The sequence below is a fragment of the Daejeonella sp. genome (genome assembly GCF_030684675.1).
GTDB lineage: Bacteria > Bacteroidota > Bacteroidia > Sphingobacteriales > Sphingobacteriaceae > Daejeonella.
Window position 1 is genome coordinate 24,538 of record NZ_JAUXXZ010000052.1, and the last position, 20,872, is coordinate 45,409.

A 20,872-nucleotide genomic window follows, 5' to 3' on the forward strand; every position below is an offset into this window, starting at 1 on the left:
CATTTGCATTTTAAACTATCGCTCAATTAAATCATCTATCTGATTAAATAAACACATACAGATATGAAGAAGTTATTGATTATTACAGCCCTATTTGTCGGAGTTTTAACTACCGGCTTTGCTCAGGATAGCACACAAAGAAAGAGACCTGCAGGACCCGGTCCACATGGACAGCATTCTGCACAGCAAATGAAAACTCCTGAAGAGCGTGCAAAAATGAGTGCTGATGCAATGGAAAAAAGACTAAACCTCAGTCAGGAACAAAAGGATAAAGTTTATGCCCTGAATCTTGAACGTGCTCAGAAAATGGAAAAACTTCATAAATCTGAAATGGATCAGAGAAAATCTCAGATGGAAAAGCGCAAAGAAATCATGATGGAGTCTGAAAAGAAAATGAATAAGATTCTGAATGAGGAGCAACAAAAAGCGATGGAAGAAATGAAACAAAAATCTAAAGAAAGAATGAAGCAAAGGTCGGAACACAGACCGGGTATGAGAAAAGGTTGATAATTCCTTGATTCATTTCTAATAAAAGCGGCCCATTTCAGGCCGCTTTTATTATTTTTAACAAAAAAATTGTGAAAGACATCAATACTTTCATTTCAGAAAGTCTGCAGCAGCGTATAAAAAACCATTCGCTGCGCACTTTAAAACCTGAGAATTCGTTAATTGACTTTTGTTCTAACGATTACCTGGGGTTTTCGCGATCAGAAGAACTTAAAATGCTATTTGATGATGAATTAAAGAATTATCCTGAATATCGACTGGGTTCTGGCGGTTCAAGGTTACTGGCCGGTAATCATAGCTTTACTGAAAGTCTGGAGAACCAAATCGCCATTTTTCACGATTCAGAAAGCGCACTAATTTATAATTCAGGCTTCGATGCTAACATTGGTCTGTTCGCATCCCTTCCGCAGCGGGGTGATACCATTATTTCAGATGAATATATCCATGCATCTATAATCGATGGAATCAGATTAAGCCATGCATCCCGTTATATATTCAGACATAATGATCTTTCGAGTCTGGAACAAAAATTAAAACTGGCAAAAGGAAAAATATTTATTGTCGTTGAAAGTGCGTATTCAATGGATGGAGATGAAGCGCCGCTGAAGGAAATAACAAAACTTGCAAAGCAATATAATGCTGCACTCATTGTCGACGAGGCTCATGCCGTGGGGATATTCGGAGAATCCGGCAGAGGTATGGTACATGAACTGGGACTTTGTGAAGAGGTATTTGCAAGGATAATAACCTTTGGTAAAGCTTTGGGTACTCATGGTGCTGCTATCCTGGGCAGCAGCCAGCTAAGATCCTACCTCATAAATTTTTCAAGAGCATTCATTTATACTACAGCCGCACCCTTCCTGAACCACCTGGCTGTTAAGAGCGCATATTTGTACTTTAAAAGCAGGGATCATCAAACAGATATCCATCAGCGAATAAAACTATTCAAACAAAGTATAAAATCAGGGACCAAACTTCTGGATAGCAGATCAGCCATCCAAATTATTGTCATTCCCGGTAACGATAAGGCAAGGGAAGCCGCCCGGCTCATACAGCAGGGAGGATTTGATGTCAGAGCCATTTTGAGTCCGAGTGTTGCAGCAGGATCAGAACGCCTGCGGATCTGCCTGCACAACCATAATTTAACGACAGAGATCAAAAACCTTTGCGAACTTTTAAACCGAATACTTTGAGCACTCGTCCCATTTTTATAACAGGAATAGGCACAGGCGTTGGTAAAACCATCGTTTCAGCCATTCTGGTACAAAAACTACAAGCAGATTACTGGAAACCTATCCAATCAGGTGATCTGGATAACAGCGATACAGCCCATGTCAGAAGTCTGGTATCAAACAAAACAACAACATTGCACCCCGAGACATATCGGCTTACCCAACCCTTCTCTCCGCACAAATCAGCTGCATTAGATGGTATATACATTGATCCGGAAAAAATTGTATTGCCAGAAACAAGTAATCAGTTAATAATAGAAGGCGCTGGCGGATTAATGGTGCCTCTGAATCAGAATTTTTTAATGATTGACCTGATCAAAAAACTGGATGCAGAAGTTATTCTGGTATCTAAAAACTATTTGGGTAGTATCAATCATACCCTGATGTCGGCCGGGATTCTGAAAAGCAATGGTATTAAATTAAGCAGGCTTATATTTTCCGGGGCAAAGGATCGTGATTCTGAAACAATCATCAGCAAGCATTTGCAAATCGAAACTTTGCATATTCCCTATTTTGATGAACTGAATTCAGAAATAGTATCATCTTTCGCAGAAAAAATGGCCTGGTAAGTGAGTTTTTAACCCTAAGGGGGAACCACCCCATACAAAAAAAAGGTCCTGAGTAAAACTCAGAACCTTTTTTTTATATAATAAGCTCTAAAACTTAGAAACCAGGATTTGGTTGTAAGCTTTTGTTATTATCCAATTCACGCTGAGGGATAGGAAGAATAGTCTTCTGACCACCATAAGCAGCTAATGGATTATTTGCTCTAAGATTTTGCTTGTATCTAAGCATATCCATTCTTCTGAAACCTTCGAAAGCAAGTTCTTTTCTTCTTTCAAGAAGAATTGCATCAATTAAAGCAGCTTTGGTTAAAGGAACCTTATTGCCTAAACCTGCACGGTTCCTCAGGGAGTTCAAAATATTTATAGCTTCTGCATTAGGCAAAGCATTAGCCTGAGCCAATGCTTCAGCAAGGTTCAGATATACTTCAGTAATTCTGATAACAGGTGAGTTATCTGCATTGTTTACAGCATCAGGGAATTTAGATGTAAATGCACGGCTTACAGCATCTGCTGCAGTACCTGTACGCTTAAGTAGATAACGCTTATCTCCTGGCTCAGCTTCATAAGCTGCAATCAAATTAGCAGAAAAAGGAGCATCACCACGACCACCTAATGGTGCAGGAGAATAATATGATGCCCAGCCACCTGAACCAGTTCTTCCATTATCAGTAGGAGAATTCTGAATAGTGAACACATCTTCAGCGGTATTTTTATCATAAAAGGTATAATCAGTTGCTAAAGTGTAAGGACCTGTGATTGCAGCCCTTGCAGCTGTGATTGCATTTGCCCACTCTTCGCGGTATAGATATAACCTTGATAATAATGCATTAGCTGCACCTTTAGTTGCACGACCTCTGGTATCTACACCAGTTGCATAACTTGCAGGCAATGCTGCTGCTGCTTCGGTAAGATCCTTTTTAATCTGATCATGAACCTGATTAACAGTTGCTCTTGCTGGGTATGAAATTGTACCTGTAAAATCATCGACAACAAGAGGTACACCAAGATTAGTTCCTGTTGTTACCTGAAATGGTTGAGCGTACATGTTTACCAATTGTAAATACGCTAAAGCACGTAAAAACTTAGCTTCTCCAACAAATTGGTTTTTCTCAGCATCGGACAAACCTGAAACACTGGCAATATTGCCAATTACTTTATTAGCACGGGTAATAACCTGATAATGTACCTGCCAGATACCTGATACGTTACCATTGGTTGAAACTGTTGTGAAATCCCTTAACTCTTGTAGAGTTGGAAATGATCCCACAAATTCCACGTTATCTCCCATATACTCTTCAATCATTTGCGGCATAGAACCGTAAAATTCAAGAGTTTGAGCAGTACTGTATACACCTAATACGGCACTTCTTGCAGTAGAAGGATTACTGAAAATGGTTTCTTCAGTTAAATCCTGCTCTGGTGTCAGCGCTAATTTATTTTCACATGAACTCAGTGAAAATGCCAGTGCTGAAATTGCTATTATATATTTTATTTTCATTATTTCTTATATTAAAGTCCTAAGTTGATACCAAAAGTAAGGGATTTAGCTTGCGGCAATGCGAAGAATGATTCACCCATGATAAGATTGCTTGCTCCATTTGCTGAAACCTCAGGATCTGGTCCTCTGAAATCTTTGTTTTGAATTGTCCATAGATTTTGACCTAAGACATAAATCCTTGCAGAACGCAACACTTTAGTTTTGCCAAGAACAGACGATGGTAGATTGTAACCAAGTGTTACAGTTTTCAATCTTGCATAAGATCCATCTTGTAATTGACTAGTAGACAACTGATTAAAGGTGCCACGGGTCGGGCTATTCAATCTTGGTGCAAAAGCCTGATCTCCAGCTGTTTTCCAGTAGTTTAACAGGTCAGTACTTTTATTGAATGAAGGTGTTGCAACATTCTCAGTAAAACGTAAACCGTCAATTAAGACCTTATTGCCATAGGCAAAGTTAAAGAATGCACTAAGATCAAAATCCTTATAACGGAAGGTATTTGTGAAACCACCAACAAAATCAGGATCTGCATGACCTACTAATACTCTATCTGCAGCAACCGGAGTTGTAGTTGGAGTCCCGTCTTTTTTCAACCATTCAGCGTCACCGGTTGCAGGATTAATTCCTTTATATCTGATCAGGTAGAATGAGTTTCTTGATTCACCAACAATGGCTCTTTGAGCAGTAGATCCTGAAATGAAGTTTCTACCTTCCGGATCTTTGTTCTCAGGTAAAGACAATACAGTATTTTTGTTGAAACCAATATTGAAATTTGTTGTCCATGAGAAGTTTTCAGATTTAACATTTTGAGTACCTAAAGTAACCTCGAAACCTCTGTTTCTCATCTCACCAATATTCTGAGTTGCCGAAGCAAAACCGGTGGTAAATGGATAAGGAACACTAGCCAACAATCCTACTGTATTCTTATTATAGTAGTTTAACTGCAAATCAACAGCATTAAATAATCTGGCAGTAAGGCCGATATCCAGTTGTTCTGTTTCTTCCCATCCTAAGTTAGGATTGGCAACACGTGCAGGAGTAGATGCAGAAGCATCACTGTAAGCTGCACCAGCACCAAATGTACCCAGATAATCGAAGTAACCAATCTGATCATTTCCAGATATACCATAACTAGCAGTGAATTTCAGGAATTGTGCAATTTTGTTATCCTTGTTAAAGAAACTCTCATTTGATAAAATCCATCCCGCTGAAGCTGCATAGAAAATACCATATTTCTTGTTTGCTCCGAAACGTGAAGAACCATCTCTTCTTACTGTTCCTTCAAAAAGATATTTATCAGCATATGAATAACCAAGACGGGCAAACTGAGATTCTAATGCCCATTCTGCACCAGTTTCAGAAGCAGTAAGCGGAGTTGAAGCAGAACCAATATTTGGTAATGCATCACTTGCAAATCCTTGTCCTTCAAATAAACCATTCGTTAATCTCGAAGTTTCGAATGAATAACCTAATAATCCGCTAACAGAATGATTTTGACCTATGATTTTATTATAGTTCAGGGTGTTTTGAGTCAACCATTTATTATCTGAACGTCTTGAGATGTATCCGTAACCACCAGGTGTAAATACATCAACTTCACGATATTTCTCATCAAATAAGGCATTATCAATACCCCAGTCAGTTTTGAATGTTAAACCACTGATGATATCCACTTCAGCATAAGCATTACCTGTATTACGGGTTGAATTCAACTTGTTGAAACCTGTTGCTTCAAGACCAATTACGTTTTGAATAAACCCTGTATTTCTAAAATTTCCGTTTGCATCATACGGCATAACATATGGTAACTGCAAATAAGAAGAAGTTAAAGGAGCGTAAGTACTGTTTTCAGCACCAATACGGTCTGAATTAACTCTAGCTAAATTATAGTTTAAACCAACTCTAACTTTTTCACTGATGTTGTGATTGAAGTTGAAACGGCCTGATAAACGCTCAAGATCATTTCCTATGGTATAACCTGACTCGTCAGCAAATGTACCCCCAAGATAGAATCTCGTTTTGTCGTTTCCACCTGATGCGCTTGCATTAAAATTATTCATTTTTCCAGTTCTTAGCACTGCATCTGTCCAGTCAAAGCTGGTTGTAGGATAAGCAGGAACTGCAGTATTGTTTGCCTGAAGAAAATCTCTACGGAAGGTTCTCCACTGATCAGCATTCATGTACTTTAAGATATCAGTAGGTTCGGAAGTACCATTGAAGTAGTCGACATTAATCTTAGTTGCAGAATTATTTGCACCAGACTTAGTCTTGATCAAAATAACACCATTTGAGCCTCTTGAACCATAGATAGCTGCTGCAGATGCATCTTTAAGTACCGTCATACTCTCAATGTCATTTGCATTAATATTCAACAATGGATTCAAACCTGAACCACCACCTTGACCCTGTGTGTAGTTTCCGGTATTCAAAGGCACTCCATCAATTACATAAAGTGGCTGACCACCTGCTGTTAAAGAAGAACCACCACGGATTGTAATTTGTGAAGCAGATCCAAGTACACCTGATGAATTCACCATGTTTACACCGGCCGCCTGTCCTTGCAAAATTTGCTGAGGACTAATAATTGGAACGTTTTTGAATGATTCAGCACTTACAGATGAAGTTGACTGAGTACTCAAAGCACGACTCTGTGCACCATAACCAACCACAACAACTTCAGAAAGTAGTTTTGCATCGGTCACTAAACGTACGTCAACACGACTTCCGGAACCAACTGTGATTTCCTGTGAAACATAACCGATGTAGGTAAATGTCAACACGGAGGCATTAGCAGGAACATTTAAGGAATAATTCCCTTCAGCACCCGTAGTCGTACCCGCAGTGCCACCTTTAACACGTACGGAAACACCAGGCAGAGGGAGGCCGTCATCAGCTCCAACAACTCTACCAGAGATAGTCTTATTTTGTGCTATTGCGCTGGTAACAGCGAATAAGCCAAACAATAAGAAAGCTAGTAATTTTCTTTTCATTTTTAAAATGTTTAATTTGATAATTGGTTTTAATCCGCAGACACGGACTTCAGGGCGCAATAATAAGTGTTCTAACACAATATTCGTGTATTCTAACTGTAACTTTAGAGTAACAAAAATGTTGCGCAACAAAGAAATGCTAACTCTAAGACAATGACTTCCTAATTCAAGGAAGACTAATATTACACAATAAAGAAAAGCTTCATATCAATATTGTTTGAATAATTAGGTCCTTATCTTAGTAACAATGATTGTTACTAAATGAAAATATCTGCATACTATTTGCACTTGCTTTGATAAAACTTCTTTTCGGGCCGAAGAAAATAAGCGGAAAATCATTCCTAAATTTGAGCAGCAGCATAATAATCCTGAATATTTAAATTCTATATAATCAATATGCAAACAATTTCAGTTATCGGATCCGGGACTATGGGCAATGGCATCGCTCATATCTTTGCATTGTCAGGTTATCTTGTCCACCTGGTAGATATTTCAGAAGAAAGTCTAAAAAAGGGGATGGAAACCATCCATAAAAATCTGGATCGTCAGATTGCCAAAAACCTGATTACTGATGAACTGAAGCAAAAGACCATCAATAATATTAAAACTTTTACTGATCTGGGAGTAGCTGTTCATGACTCTGATCTGATCATTGAAGCTGCAATAGAAAATCAGGGGATTAAACTACAAATATTCAGAGACCTGGATCTCTACTGTAAACCTGAAGCTATTCTTGCATCAAATACCTCCTCCATATCTATTACTACAATAGCCTCTGCCACCAAAAGACCGGATAAAGTGATTGGTATGCACTTTATGAACCCCGTCCCCGTAATGAAACTGGTTGAAGTAATCAGAGGATACTCAACTTCAGATGAAGTTACCAAAAGTATAATGGAGCTTTCACTTAAACTCAATAAAATACCCGTTGAAGTAAATGATTATCCTGGATTCGTTGCAAACCGAATTCTAATGCCAATGATTAATGAGGCTATTTATACCTTGTACGAAGGTGTAGCCGGAGTTCATGAAATAGACACAGTTATGAAGCTTGGCATGGCACACTCGATGGGCCCTTTACAACTGGCTGATTTTATCGGCCTCGATGTTTGTCTCGCCATAATGAATGTTTTATATCAGGGTTTTGGAAACCCAAAATACTCTCCTTGTCCCCTGCTGGTCAAAATGGTTACAGCTGGTCAGTTAGGAGTTAAAACAGGAAATGGATTTTATGACTATTCAAAAGGATCGAAAGATCCGGAGGTTTCGGGTAAATTCAAAAGGTAAATTGGAAATTATGAGGTATGAAATCTGAGGTATGAGGTACGACTGAGGAATCTGTTTCAAAATAATATTCATTGTTAATTATCTTAAAGCTGTAGGCCGTTATAATCTTAACAGATTTCTCCACGCATCTCAATTATTGGAAATGGAATAATACTACCCGCGTGTTCGAAATGACGGTAATTCAATTCTCCATTCTCAACTCTGCATTCTCAATTATTTACATTCTTGCTGGCACTCGTATCCCCAGCAATGCCATTCCCTTGTTGATTGTAACTGCACATGCGGAGGCAAGATCAAGCCTGAAATTTCTGACACTTGTATCTTCTGCTTTGAGTATGCTTTCCTCATGATAGAACTTATTAAAAAGTTTAGCGAGCTCAAAAACATAATTTGCAATATGCGCCGGACTATACTCCATTGCAGCTGCAGAGATAACTCCAGGGTATTTACTAAGATTAACGATCAATTCCCTTTCCAGTATTGTCAGTTCCAGTGAATGATTACTTGAAATCCTGGTTTTATAATCTGCTTTTGCCAGTACAGAACGTATCCTTGCATGGGTATATTGAATAAATGGACCTGTATGCCCCTGAAAATCAATGGATTCATTCGGATCGAACAATAGCCTCTTTTTAGGTTCTACCTTCAGAAGGAAAAACTTAAGTGCACCCAAACCAATCATATTGTACAAATCGGCCTTCTCGGCTTCAGAAAATCCATCTACTTTGCCCAATTCTTCTGTACGTTCCTGCGCCGTCCGAATCATATCATCCATCAATTCATCAGCATCAACAACAGTGCCTTCTCTTGATTTCATTTTACCGGAAGGAAGATCTACCATCCCATAAGACAAATGATATAATCCCTTAGCCCATGGCTTTCCTAATTTCTGCAGAATTAAAAACAAAACTTTAAAGTGGTAATCCTGTTCATTTCCAACCACATAAATGGACTTGTCCACTTTAAAATCATCATATTTCAACTGCGCAGTTCCCAAATCCTGTGTAATATAAACCGAGGTTCCATTTGCGCGTAAAACCAGCTTCTGATCCAGTCCGTCTTCGGTAAGGTCTATCCAAACTGAACCATCTTCCTTTTCAAAGAAAACACCTTTATCAAGCCCTTCATCGATGATATCCTTACCGAGCAAATAGGTATCAGACTCATAATAATATTTTGCAAAATCAACCCCAAGCTGATTATAGGTTTGTTCGAAACCTGCATATACCCATGAATTCATCATGGACCATAATGCTATAACTGCAGGATCACCAGCTTCCCAATCCAGAAGCATTTCCTGAGCCTGTCTGATCACAGGAGCGTTCTTCTTTCCATTATCTTCAGTCTGACCTTCTTCCACAAGCTCCGCGACCTGCTTTTTGTATTCCTGATCAAAAATAACATAGTATTTACCCACCAAATGGTCACCTTTGAGTCCGCTGCTTTCGGGTGTCTCTCCATTACCAAATAACTGCCAGGCAAGCATTGATTTGCATATATGTATGCCTCGGTCATTAACCAGGTTTACCTTAATCACTTCATAACCATTAGCCGAAAGTATCTCCGCAACTGAATACCCCAATAAATTATTACGAACATGCCCCAAATGCAAGGGCTTATTGGTATTTGGAGAGGAATACTCAACCATTACCCGTTTTCCATTGGCTGGAAACTGGCCAAAACCCTCATTTAATACATTATTTAGTAATTGATCAATCCAGTAAGAGTCTGAAATGGAAAGATTCAGAAAACCCTTAATGACGTTAAATGCAGTCACTTCCTGAATATGCTCCTTAAGATATTCGCCAATTTCAGCTCCGGTTTGTTCAGGTGTTTTCTTTGAAAGTCTTGTAAAAGGAAAAGTTACCACAGTTACCTGGCCTTCAAACTCCTTCCTGGTTTCCTGAATAACGATGCTATCTATTCCAATCTCTGATTGATAAAGTACTGAAACAGCCTTTTGAATATGCTCTGCTATGGTATTTTCTATTGTCATCTGCTATGGGTATGCACCCTGTAAATTTAATCGTTAATTAAAGCATTTGTTGCCCGCAATAAAATCTCAAAAGCATTTTCAGCCATAAGATTCTCCCGGTCAAGTGTTGGATTTACCTCCACCATCTCAAATCCGCAAACTTTTTCACTACACATCAGTCGGGCAAGTAAATTGCCGGCTTCTCTTTCGGTAATACCATGAGGTACTGGTGTGCCGGTGCCCTTTGAAATAGCGGAATCCAGTGCATCCACATCAAATGAGACATAAATCAAGTCGCAATTTTGCAAATATTTCAGCGTATCCAGCGCAACCCTTTCCACTCCCCTCTTTCTAACCTCCGATGGCGGGAAATTCTTAATCTTATGTTTCTTCAGCAAATACTGTTCGGGCGACTCAGAATCACGCATGGCAATATAAACCAGGTCACTATACTTTATTTTAGGGGCAATATTAGCAACATTCTTTAACTGATACCAGTAATTTACAGTCTCCTGATCCGGCACATTGATCTTTGACTCAATATTATCCTCATCCAGAACTATTGCCAGTGGCATTCCATGCAGATTTCCTGATGGAGTGGTGTACGGCGAATGAATATCAGAATGAGCGTCAATCCAAATCACGCCAAGCCTGCTTTTTGGGAAGGCTTTACGGATACCTGAAATGGTCCCTGCAGAACAACTATGATCACCCGACAGTATAATTGGGAATTCTTTATTCTTCAGAGTCTTTGCAACTTCCTCAGCTATACGTTCAACCATTGTGAGTACACCAGATACTCTTTTAGCAAATTGATTACCGGCAGTTTCAAGCAAAAGATGATTCTCATTTGGTACTTCAACACTTTTGTACTTTTTGAAATATCTGCTGCCAAAGTCGAGCGCAGCTATTTTAATTGCATCAACTCCCAAACTTGAACCGCGCGTTCCTGCTCCGATTTCTGATTTAACCTCAATTATTCTTAGTTCACGCATGCCCCTTTACTCTTTGCTTTACAGATAAGAACACAGGCTTAATATTTTTAAGCTCCGTATTATGTTCTATGCTATATGCTTTTTATATCTTTGCCAAAATTATAAAAAAATGCAGAGTTACGCGGAGTTTCTTGATTTAAGCGTGGGGTTCCCTCAGGATGGTTTTGACATCATTGATGATGAACTTTATTTCCATGATCTGAACCTTATGGAAATGATTGAAACCTATGGTTCCCCTCTCCGGTTCACTTATTTACCAATAGTGAGTAAAAAGATCCAGCAGGCAAAACTATTGTTTCAGGCAGCCATCGTGAAGAATAACTACCGGGGTGGTTATAAATATTGTTATTGTACCAAAAGCTCTCACTTCAGACATATTGTTGAGGAAGCGCTACGAAATGACATCCACCTGGAAACATCTTCTGCCTTTGATATGCCTATGATCGATGCCCTCGAAAAGAAAGGTTCATTGAACAAGGATATTACAGTTATATGTAACGGGTTCAAAACTTTCCAGTACAAACAGTATATTATTGATATGCTGCACGATGGATTTAAAAACATTATCCCGGTACTGGATAATAAAGAGGAGTTCAATATCTATGATGATGAGTTGGATATTCCATGCAGCATTGGTATGCGTATTGCTGCAGAAGAACAGCCTGATTCACAGTTCTATACTTCCAGATTGGGAATCAGAATGGAAGATATTATTGAGTTTTACAATCATAAAATTGCCCTCAACCCAAATTTTAAGGTAAAGTTGCTTCATTTCTTTATCAATTCAGGAATATCGGATACCCCGTACTACTGGAATGAGCTTGAAAAATACACAATCCTTTACTGCAAGTTCAAAAAAATAAATCCTGATCTCGATACACTGGATATTGGTGGAGGAATGCCATTCAAAGATTCACTTGCGTTTGATTTCGACTATGAATACATGGTGAATGAGATTGTAAAACGAATCAAAGAGATTTGCGCAGAACATGATGTTGTAGAGCCTGATATCATCACTGAATTCGGTAAATATACCGTTGCGGAAGCATCTGGTATTCTGTATAAAGTACTGGGAAGAAAACAGCAAAATGATCGTGAAAAATGGCTGATGCTGGATGGTTCTTTCATTACCAATCTGCCTGATGTTTGGGCACTGAATCAGAAATATATCCTTGCCCCTGTAAATAACTGGGATTCTGAATATGAACGTGTGAATCTGGGAGGAATTACTTGCGATGGGCAGGATTATTACAGTCAGGAGGCCCATATGAATAACGTTTTCATGCCTAAGACCAGAAAAGTACAGTATCTGGGATTTTTTCACACAGGCGCCTACCAGGAAGTTCTGAGCGGTTATGGTGGTATACATCATTGCCTTCTACCTTCGCCTAAACATGTAATCATCCGCCGCAACCGGGATGAAACATTTAATTTTGAAGTGTTTGGCGAAGAACAAAACAGTAAACAGGTTTTAAAGATATTGGGTTACTGACCCGGCCCGGATCACCCCGGGCTGACAACAATCAAGTCTGGGCTGACAGGAATTAAGCTTTGTCACCCCGGACTCGATCCGGGGCGGGGCGGGGCCAAAGACATCCATTATATTATGCAAAAAATTTATTTCCTTCTTCTATGCCTGTTTCCACTGATGTCTTGTTCTCAAAACAAAACATCAACCACTCCTGTAGAAATAGACGAGAAGCTATTGCCTCAACAAAATTTCACGACCCTGAAGTTTGAGGCTGATGGAAAACCATGTATTGCCTTAATCAATAACCGTTATATCGGATACAAAGAAAAATTAAAATTTTCAATGTCACTTTTCGTCATGGTAAACACGATTGAAAAAAACAAGGATGGTCACCCGAATGAGAAAGAGACTGAAACTTTCAATACCCTTCAAACTGAGATCATTTCAGAACTAAGTAAGGTACTTGGTCCTTATTGTTATATCGGGACAACTACAATGCCGGGGTATCGTGATATTCTTCTGTACATTAACCCTGGAGACCGTGAAAAAGCAACTGATATTCTTAAAAAAATAAAGGAGAAAAATAGTCGTGTAGACACTATTTCCTTTGAAGAAGATACTGAATGGGAAGCTGTTGCCTCATTTTACGAAGCTATTTCTCTCAAAAATTAAGAGTCGAACTTATCCAGGAGTTTAATCAGGGTCGCGAAATCTTTAGGGTATGGTGCTTCGAACGTCATCTCCGTATTTTCATCAATTTTAAAGGTAATCTGACGTGCATGCAGCGCAAAGCGCTTCATGACAGGAAGCTCCTCCTGATCTTTACTCAGTCTGTAAGCCCGCTTTATTTCCGATAAATAGACCGGTTTCCCTCCATACATTTCATCACCTGCGATATTAGCCCTTTGTGAAGCAAGATGAATCCTGATCTGATGCATTCTGCCTGTAATCGGCCTGCATTCAACCAGGGTATAATGTTTATAATATTTTAGGGAATTAAAAATAGTTTCTGCGGGTTTTCCCTCCTGACGATTGATTGCAACGTTTTTAGCACCAAGGTTCAGAATAGGAAGATCCACATGTAATTCCTCAAATATATGGGTACCATTAATCAAAGCATGATACACTTTGCGTACTTTCCTGTGTTCAAATTGCATGGAAACAAAACGATAGCTCTCCGGATTTTTTGCGATGATGAGCACTCCTGATGTCTCCCTGTCTAAACGATGACAGATCTGAGCATCATCAGAATACTGCTTAGCCATTCTGAGCAGATTAATTTCGCCACCTTCCCTGTCGTCCAGAGAACTTAAAAAGGCTGGCTTATTAACAATGATCAGATTGTTATTCTCAAAAAGTATAAGATCTTCGAATTTGGGAAACTTCACGTATGCAGTATTAGACTGCAAAAATAAGATTTTAATTTTAGCAGAGCGAAGCTTTTAGCTTTAAGCTTAAACTACTTTAACTCAAACTTGTACCCTACTCCTTTTACGGTACTCACATACTTATCCCCAAGTTTTTCACGAAGCTTACGTATGTGGACATCAATGGTACGGTTGGTCACTACGACTGAATCCTCCCAGATATTTTTCAGAATCACCTCACGGGTAAAGACTTTCCCGGGTTTGGATGCAAGAAGGTATAATAATTCAAACTCCTTTTTGGCAAGTACAATCTTTTCACCTCTTTGAAACACCAGAAAAGCCTCACGGTCAATAACCAAATCACCTATTTCTAACTTATTTTCAATCTCTATGTCAGATTGCACATTTCTTCGTAAAATGGCATTGATGCGGCTTGTCAAAGCCCTTGGTTTAATTGGTTTTGCGATATAGTCATCAGCCCCAACATTAAACCCCGCAATCTCAGAATACTCTTCACTGCGCGCAGTCAGAAATACCATAAAGGTATTCTTGAAATCATTCATGGTTCTGAGAATACGACAGGCTTCGATACCATCCATTTTTGGCATCATTATATCCAGAATAATCAGATCTGGTAGTACTCTCTTCGCCTCAGCAACTCCTTCCTGACCGTTGGAAGCAGTAAATACCTGATAACCTTCTTTCTTGAGATTATACTCAATTAATTCCCGAATATCTGGTTCATCATCTACAATCAGGATTTTGTGCTTAGCAGTACTCATAGACAGATATTTTGATATAAAAGTAAACTCTCCATTACACTAAATCATTAAGCCTGTATTAAGAAATTGTAAATCTTTATTATAAATTGACAATTTCTTGTGATCAATTTAACACTTTCTGAAGGAAGTTCTGCAGTTCGGCGCCTCTTAAATTCTTTGCAACGATTTTTCCATTCGGATCCAGAATAAAAGAAGCAGGTATTCCTTCAACTTTATACTGAATGGTCACTTTGCCATCCCATCGCTTTAATTCTGATACATGCGACCAGTTTAAGCGATCATCCTTAATTGCTTTTAACCAGTCTGATTTATCCTCATCAAGGGAAACCCCAAGAACTGTAAAGCCTTTATCTTTAAATGTTTCATATTGCTTTACAATGTTTGGATTTTCCTCACGGCAGGGCGCACACCATGAAGCCCAGAAATCAAGCAGAACATACTTGCCTTTGAAATCTGACAACTTAACCAGCTTGCCTTCTGTATCGCTTAATTCAAATTCGGGTGCGATCTGACCAACAGAAACCGGTTTTAATCCTGCCATTTTATTGACAAAAGATTGAACCGCTTTATTCTTTGGAAAAACAGACCCGATTTCTTCAGCGTATGCAATTAGCTCAGCTTCGTATTTATTCTGATCGAGGGAGCTTGCTGCAAAAAAGCCGGCAAGATTATTTTTATTTTCCTGAGCGAACTTGAAAGTAGTCTCAGAGTACTTATCCATATTGGCTTGAAACTGCGGCATCAGTACATTATAGATTGAATCTTTTGCTGCAGGATTTGCCTCAGTCATGGCTGCATAATCATCCTGTATTTTTTTGTAAATCTTACTGAAATCATTTCCTATCTGATTAAACTCACGTATTTTCTCTGAATCTTCTGAACCTTTAATTTCATAGGCATTGGTAGTATCAGAATAATCTGTCTTAAAATTTAATTCATCGCCATTCTTTCCTACGACAAGGAAATTCTTTTCACCTACAACAAGAGTATAGAAATCAGGTTCCTCGGCAACCCGGCGGAACTTAAACTCATTGCTTTCATTCAAAAATGCTGAGTCGACAAGCTGATCAGTTTCATACAGCAATACTTTTTTAATTTCACCGGCATTTTCTACCTTCCCTGAAATACTCAACTCATCATTATTTTTGCAGGAAACCACAAAAACACTCGTTGCCAAAATGGCTAAGCCAAAAACTTTTCTCATGCTTTACTTTCTAATTTATCTATTACTAACTTACTGGCAATCTGCGGATTGATCTTGCCCTTAGTCTTTTTCATCAGGTCACCCATGAACAAACCAAGAACGCCTTTTTTGCCATTATGGTATTCTTTAATCTTATCCGGGTAATTACTAAGAACCTCTTCAATGAGCAAATTCAATTCATCGTCAGCAGTATCTATCAGTACCTGCAATGAAATAGCCATCTCTTCTGCAGATTTCCCGGGATTTTTAATCAACTCAGGAAAAACCTGATGAGCCGCAATTGAATAGTTAAGCTTGCCTTTATCAATCAGTCTGATAAGATCTGCAAGAACCTCAGGCTTGACCGGGAAGTCCTCAATATGCTTATGATTATCATGAAGATATGATCTCAAAGGCCCAATAACCCAGTTTGCTGCGGCCTTAAAGTGCTGGGTCTTCGAACTTAGTTCATCGAAATAGACCGCTATTTCTTTCTCGGATGAAAGTAAAATAGCATCATATTCAGAAAGGCCGAAAACGGAAGTATACCGTTCAATCTTTTTTGAAGGCAATTCGGGTAATTCGGCCAACAATTCATCAATATACTTCTGTTCGAGTACTAATGGCTGCAGATCAGGTTCTGGAAAATAACGATAATCATTGGCCATCTCCTTACTCCTCAGCGGACTTGTATTACCAGTCTCAGCATCAAAATTCAAAGTGTTCTGCTCAATATATTCACCTCTTTCTAAAAGCCCAGTCTGCCTTAAAAACTCATGATCAATAGCTCTTTGCAGGTTTCGAATAGAATTAAGATTTTTTACTTCACATCTGTTCCCATATGCTGAAGCTCCTCTCAGCCTTACCGATATATTAGCGTCGCAACGAATACTACCTTCCTCCATATTCCCATCGCAAATATTCAGGTATCTCACCAATTTTCGGATTTCGGACAAATATGCTGCTGCTTCATGTGCGGAGCGGATATCAGGTTCAGAAACTATTTCTATTAAGGGAACTCCTGCCCTGTTCAGGTCAATCAATGAATCAAATTCATCCTGATCATGCATACTTTTTCCGGCATCATCTTCCATGTGAATACGATGGATTCGAATGCGTCTTGCTGAATGATCGTCTGCTTTTACATCAATAAAACCCGAATGGCAAATTGGCTGACTATCCTGTGTGGTCTGAAAACCCTTGGGCAGGTCGGCATAAAAATAGTTTTTACGATCAAAATGCGTATTTAGATTGATACTACAATTAGTAGCCAGTCCCATTTTAATAGCATATTCGACTACTTTTTTATTTAGTTTGGGCAAAGTTCCGGGTAAACCAAGGCTTACAGGACTTATATGCTCATTAGGGCCGCCACCGAAGCCGGCTGAATCAGTAGAAAATATCTTACTCTCGGTTGATAACTGAACATGTACCTCAAGCCCAACTACAAGCTCATATTTATCAGTTAAACTGTCCGCTATTGTCGTCATTTAAACTTTAATGGTATCTAAATATCGCACAAAGATAAGCAATTGATTACAGTTGAGAGTGAACAATGAAACTGCATTTAAAAAAACCATAACACACATTGTGTTCATTATCAATTTTCAATTGTCAACTATCAATTAAACTAAAATGGCACGTTAATTGAACTTGAATCATATCTATTAATAACACAGAAAATATGAAAAGATTAATCATTGCTTTTTTAGCCGGATTTATTGCTTTTTCGGCAGCACCTGCTATGGCACAGATAAGTGTCAATGTGAATCTTGGAGCCCAGCCTGAATGGGGTCCTACCGGATACAATCGTGCAGATTATTACTACCTGCCCGATATTGAAACCTATTATTATGTCCCAAAACGTCAGTTTATTTATCGTGAAAATGATAAATGGCTTTTCATGTCTGCTTTACCATCCCGTTATCGCGGATATGACCTAAATAATGGCTATAAAGTGGTTATTAACTCCCCAAGACCTTATCAATACTTTAGTTCACACAAAGTGAAGTATGCAAAATACAAAGGCTATAACGGGAAACAATCAATTATCAGGAATAGTAATGATTCAAGATATTCCAAAGGCAATTCAGGCAAGTCCCATTCCAAAGGGAAAAATGGACATTCGGGTGGTAAAGGGAAACACTAATTAGAGTTGAGAATGGAGAATTGAGAGTGGAGAGTGCAGTTAACTCTCAATTTTCCACTCTCAACTATCAACTAACAAAAGTTTTTGCTTTCTCAAGTGCTTTTGCAAGCCCGGAACTATCCTTACCTCCTGCAGTGGCAAAGAACGGTTGTCCGCCACCACCACCCTGAATTTCTTTAGCTAATTCACGCACAATATTTCCTGCGTTCAGATTTCTTTCTTTAACAAGGTTTTCGGATACCATCACCGTCAGGCTTGGTTTTCCATCGATATCGCAAGCCAAAACCAGGAAGAGATCATTTACCAGATCCTTTACAGCATAAGCAAGACTTTTCACTGCATCGGTATTGGGCAAGTCAACCTGCTGGGCAATCAGATTAATACCATTGATCAGCAATGCATTTTTAACAAGTTCATGCTTCAATCCGGCAGAACGCTCAAGTATAGTTTTTTCAATTTCCTTTTTCAGACGATTGTTCTCTTCAAGTAATGACTCAACTGTTTTAAGAAGGTCATTTGGGTTCTTAAGCAGGTCTTTTAATCCCCTGATCTGTTCATTCTGAGCATTAATATAATTCTCAGCAGTCTCAGCCGTGATTGCTTCAATCCTTCTGACACCTGCTGCTACAGCACTTTCTGAAATAATCTTAAAATAGCCGATCTGTCCGCTTGATTTAACATGAGTCCCGCCACAAAGTTCTTTCGAAAAATGATCATCAAATGTGATCACACGGACATAATCTCCATATTTTTCACCAAAAAGAGCGGTTACGCCTGAATCAATTGCTTTCTGATAAGGTACATTCCGCTCCTCTTTCAATAGAATGTTCTCGCGGATTTTACGGTTCACAATACCTTCAACTTCTGATAGCTCCAGATCTGTAAGCTTGGAAAAATGTGCAAAATCGAATCTTAAATATTCTGAATTAACCAATGAACCTTTCTGATTCACATGATCACCCAAAATCTGCTTCAATGCTGCATGTAAAAGGTGAGTAACCGAATGATTGTTTTCTGTTGCTGTTCTCCTCTTATAATCAACTACCGCATAAAATGATCCCGAAAGATCATCAGGGATTTCGTCAAGAAAATGAACAATTAATCCGTTTTCCTTTTTGGTATCTGTTACCGGGTATTCAAACAGACGTGAATGGTCTTCAAGTTTCCCGGTATCGCCAACCTGTCCCCCGCTTTCAGCATAGAATGGGGTTCGGTTTAGCACCAACTGATACTGATCCTTTCCCTTGGCTGTAACCTTACGATATCTCAGAACTTTACATTCCGTTTCCAGTTCATCATAACCGATAAATTCAACCTCCTCATCTTCATTTATAATAACCCAGTCGCCGGTATCAATTGCTGTTGCGGCTCTTGAACGTGCTTTTTGTTTCTGAAGTTCTGCTTCAAAGCCTTCCATATCAACAGCCCATCCCTTTTCGCGGGCCATTAGTTCCGTCAGGTCGATAGGAAATCCAAAAGTATCATATAGTTCAAATGCAAATTCTCCATTGATGACCTGATCATTAGTTTCAAAGCGTTCAAAACGCTGAATTCCGGTCGCTAAAGTTCTTAGAAACGATACCTCTTCTTCCAGAACCACCTTCTGAACAAAATCCTGCTGCTTTTTAAGCTCAGGGAATATTCCGTCGAACTGATCTGCAAGAATTGGGACCAGTTTATTTAAAAATGGCTCCTTCAGATCAAGAAAGGTGTAGGCATATCTTACCGCTCTTCTGAGTATTCTTCTCACAACATAACCAGCCTTATTGTTGGATGGCAGGGTTCCATCGGCAATACAGAAACTGATCGCACGGACGTGATCAGACATTACACGCATCGCCACAGACGCACCCCAGCCTTCTCCACCCGGGACTGAATTTCCAACATAGGGCATGCGTGATTTTTCTGAAATAAATTGAATCATCGGCTGGAAAACATCGGTATCGTAATTGGATGTTTTATTCTGTATTACCCTTACCAAACGTTCAAGTCCCATTCCCGTATCCACATGCTGTCCGGGTAGTTTTTCAAGAGAACCATTCTTCAGGCGATTGAACTGCATGAAGACATTATTCCATATTTCTATAACCTGTGGATCATCCTGATTGACCAGTTTACTGCCATCAATTTTAAGACGTTCAGCATCAGGGCGCATATCCACATGAATCTCCGAACATGGCCCGCAGGGACCTGTTTCACCCATCTCCCAGAAATTATCCTTCTTATTTCCTAAAAGAATCCGGTCTTCAGAAACATACTGTTTCCATATCTCGTATGCTTCCTGATCTTTAGGAAGTCCTTCTTTCTCGTCACCTGCAAAAACACTGACGTAAAGCCGGTCCTTAGGTATTTTATATACTTCAGTTAAAAGTTCCCAACTCCAGGCAAGGGCCTCCTTTTTAAAATACCCGTCCTCCGGATTAGCAGGATCACCAAAACTCCAGTTGCCAAGCATCTCGAACATTGTATGGTGATAAGTATCTATTCCAACTTCTTCGAGGTCGTTATGCTTACCGGAAACGCGCAAACAACGTTGCGTATCGGCCACCCTGGGGTATTTTATCGCTGCCTGACCGAGGAACAGATCCTTGAACTGATTCATTCCGGCATTGGTAAACATCAATGTGGGGTCATTCTTTACAACAATAGGTGCTGATGGTACAATATGGTGTCCTTTGGCGGCAAAAAAATCTAAAAAGCCTTGTCTTATCTCTTTGGTGGTCATCCTGATTAGCTATTCTGCAAATATAATACAGATATGTGTTTTTTTGGGAGAGAATATGAAATAGCCTCAGGAGTACTACCTTCAGCATATTATGCGTTAACATTGTTCAAAGCTTTCAAATTTTTACTTGCTTCGGTTCAAAATT

General features: G+C 39.2%; 16 protein-coding genes. 7 read left to right on the top strand and 9 right to left on the bottom strand.

Features of this window, described 5'->3' with window-relative positions:
• The first annotated feature begins 63 nt into the window (after positions 1–63).
• From Q8M41_RS11315 to bioD, 3 genes are all read left to right on the top strand, one after another.
• The gene (locus Q8M41_RS11315) at positions 64–507 is read left to right on the top strand and encodes a hypothetical protein (protein WP_305365387.1); all 444 of its coding nucleotides are present in this window, start codon (positions 64–66) and stop codon (positions 505–507) included.
• Positions 508–578: 71 nt separating this feature from the next.
• Positions 579–1,700, top strand: a complete 1,122-nt coding sequence (locus tag Q8M41_RS11320; RefSeq protein ID WP_305365388.1) for an 8-amino-7-oxononanoate synthase — start codon at positions 579–581, stop codon at positions 1,698–1,700.
• Positions 1,697–2,308 carry a dethiobiotin synthase gene (gene bioD, locus Q8M41_RS11325; protein WP_305365389.1) on the top strand — a complete coding sequence of 204 codons (612 nt, stop codon included), beginning with the start codon at positions 1,697–1,699 and terminating at the stop codon, positions 2,306–2,308. The genes Q8M41_RS11320 and bioD overlap by 4 nt, the downstream gene beginning before the upstream one ends.
• A 94-nt stretch (positions 2,309–2,402) precedes the next feature.
• Here bioD and Q8M41_RS11330 read toward each other — a convergent pair whose 3' ends face one another.
• Positions 2,403–3,803 (bottom strand): RagB/SusD family nutrient uptake outer membrane protein, encoded by a 1,401-nt coding sequence (locus Q8M41_RS11330; RefSeq protein WP_305365390.1) that lies wholly within the window; start codon positions 3,801–3,803, stop codon positions 2,403–2,405.
• Positions 3,804–3,814: 11 nt separating this feature from the next.
• Positions 3,815–6,793 carry a TonB-dependent receptor gene (locus Q8M41_RS11335; RefSeq protein WP_305365391.1) on the bottom strand — a complete coding sequence of 993 codons (2,979 nt, stop codon included), beginning with the start codon at positions 6,791–6,793 and terminating at the stop codon, positions 3,815–3,817.
• Positions 6,794–7,183: 390 nt separating this feature from the next.
• On the opposite strand from Q8M41_RS11335, the gene Q8M41_RS11340 reads away from it, so the two are divergent.
• A complete protein-coding gene (locus Q8M41_RS11340) occupies positions 7,184–8,080 on the top strand; it encodes a 3-hydroxybutyryl-CoA dehydrogenase (protein WP_370870485.1) in 897 nt (298 codons plus the stop codon).
• A gap of 217 nt (positions 8,081–8,297) precedes the next feature.
• Here Q8M41_RS11340 and argS read toward each other — a convergent pair whose 3' ends face one another.
• Together argS and rocF are read right to left on the bottom strand one after the other, a co-directional pair.
• Positions 8,298–10,076 (bottom strand): arginine--tRNA ligase, encoded by a 1,779-nt coding sequence (gene argS, locus Q8M41_RS11345; protein WP_305365393.1) that lies wholly within the window; start codon positions 10,074–10,076, stop codon positions 8,298–8,300.
• A 26-nt stretch (positions 10,077–10,102) separates the two neighbouring features.
• Positions 10,103–11,050, bottom strand: a complete 948-nt coding sequence (gene rocF / locus Q8M41_RS11350; protein ID WP_305365394.1) for an arginase — start codon at positions 11,048–11,050, stop codon at positions 10,103–10,105.
• Between the two features lie 109 nt (positions 11,051–11,159).
• On the opposite strand from rocF, the gene Q8M41_RS11355 reads away from it, so the two are divergent.
• Both Q8M41_RS11355 and Q8M41_RS11360 read left to right on the top strand, forming a co-directional pair.
• Complete coding sequence (locus Q8M41_RS11355) at positions 11,160–12,542, top strand: arginine decarboxylase (RefSeq protein ID WP_305365395.1); 1,383 nt, start codon at positions 11,160–11,162, stop codon at positions 12,540–12,542.
• A 114-nt stretch (positions 12,543–12,656) separates the two neighbouring features.
• Positions 12,657–13,193 (top strand): DUF695 domain-containing protein, encoded by a 537-nt coding sequence (locus Q8M41_RS11360; protein ID WP_305365396.1) that lies wholly within the window; start codon positions 12,657–12,659, stop codon positions 13,191–13,193.
• Here the strand turns inward: Q8M41_RS11360 and Q8M41_RS11365 are convergent.
• The 4 genes from Q8M41_RS11365 to gatB all read right to left on the bottom strand — a co-directional run bounded on the left by Q8M41_RS11365 (position 13,190) and on the right by gatB (position 17,343).
• Positions 13,190–13,909: an RluA family pseudouridine synthase gene (locus tag Q8M41_RS11365; RefSeq protein ID WP_305365397.1), complete on the bottom strand. Its 720-nt coding sequence runs from the start codon at positions 13,907–13,909 to the stop codon at positions 13,190–13,192. The two genes, Q8M41_RS11360 and Q8M41_RS11365, sit on opposite strands and share 4 nt — an antisense overlap.
• Positions 13,910–13,980: 71 nt before the next feature.
• Complete coding sequence (locus Q8M41_RS11370; protein ID WP_305365398.1) at positions 13,981–14,670, bottom strand: response regulator transcription factor; 690 nt, start codon at positions 14,668–14,670, stop codon at positions 13,981–13,983.
• 103 nt (positions 14,671–14,773) lie between these two features.
• Entirely contained in the window at positions 14,774–15,874 is a 1,101-nt protein-coding gene (locus Q8M41_RS11375) for a TlpA disulfide reductase family protein (RefSeq protein WP_305365399.1), read from the bottom strand.
• A complete protein-coding gene (gatB, locus tag Q8M41_RS11380; RefSeq protein WP_305365400.1) occupies positions 15,871–17,343 on the bottom strand; it encodes an Asp-tRNA(Asn)/Glu-tRNA(Gln) amidotransferase subunit GatB in 1,473 nt (490 codons plus the stop codon). Before gatB ends, Q8M41_RS11375 begins: the two co-directional genes overlap by 4 nt.
• Positions 17,344–17,537: 194 nt before the next feature.
• On the opposite strand from gatB, the gene Q8M41_RS11385 reads away from it, so the two are divergent.
• A complete protein-coding gene (locus Q8M41_RS11385; RefSeq protein ID WP_305365401.1) occupies positions 17,538–18,002 on the top strand; it encodes a hypothetical protein in 465 nt (154 codons plus the stop codon).
• A gap of 67 nt (positions 18,003–18,069) precedes the next feature.
• Here the strand turns inward: Q8M41_RS11385 and alaS are convergent, their stop codons facing one another.
• Positions 18,070–20,727 (bottom strand): alanine--tRNA ligase, encoded by a 2,658-nt coding sequence (gene alaS / locus Q8M41_RS11390; RefSeq protein WP_305365402.1) that lies wholly within the window; start codon positions 20,725–20,727, stop codon positions 18,070–18,072.
• Positions 20,728–20,872: the final 145 nt, after the last annotated feature.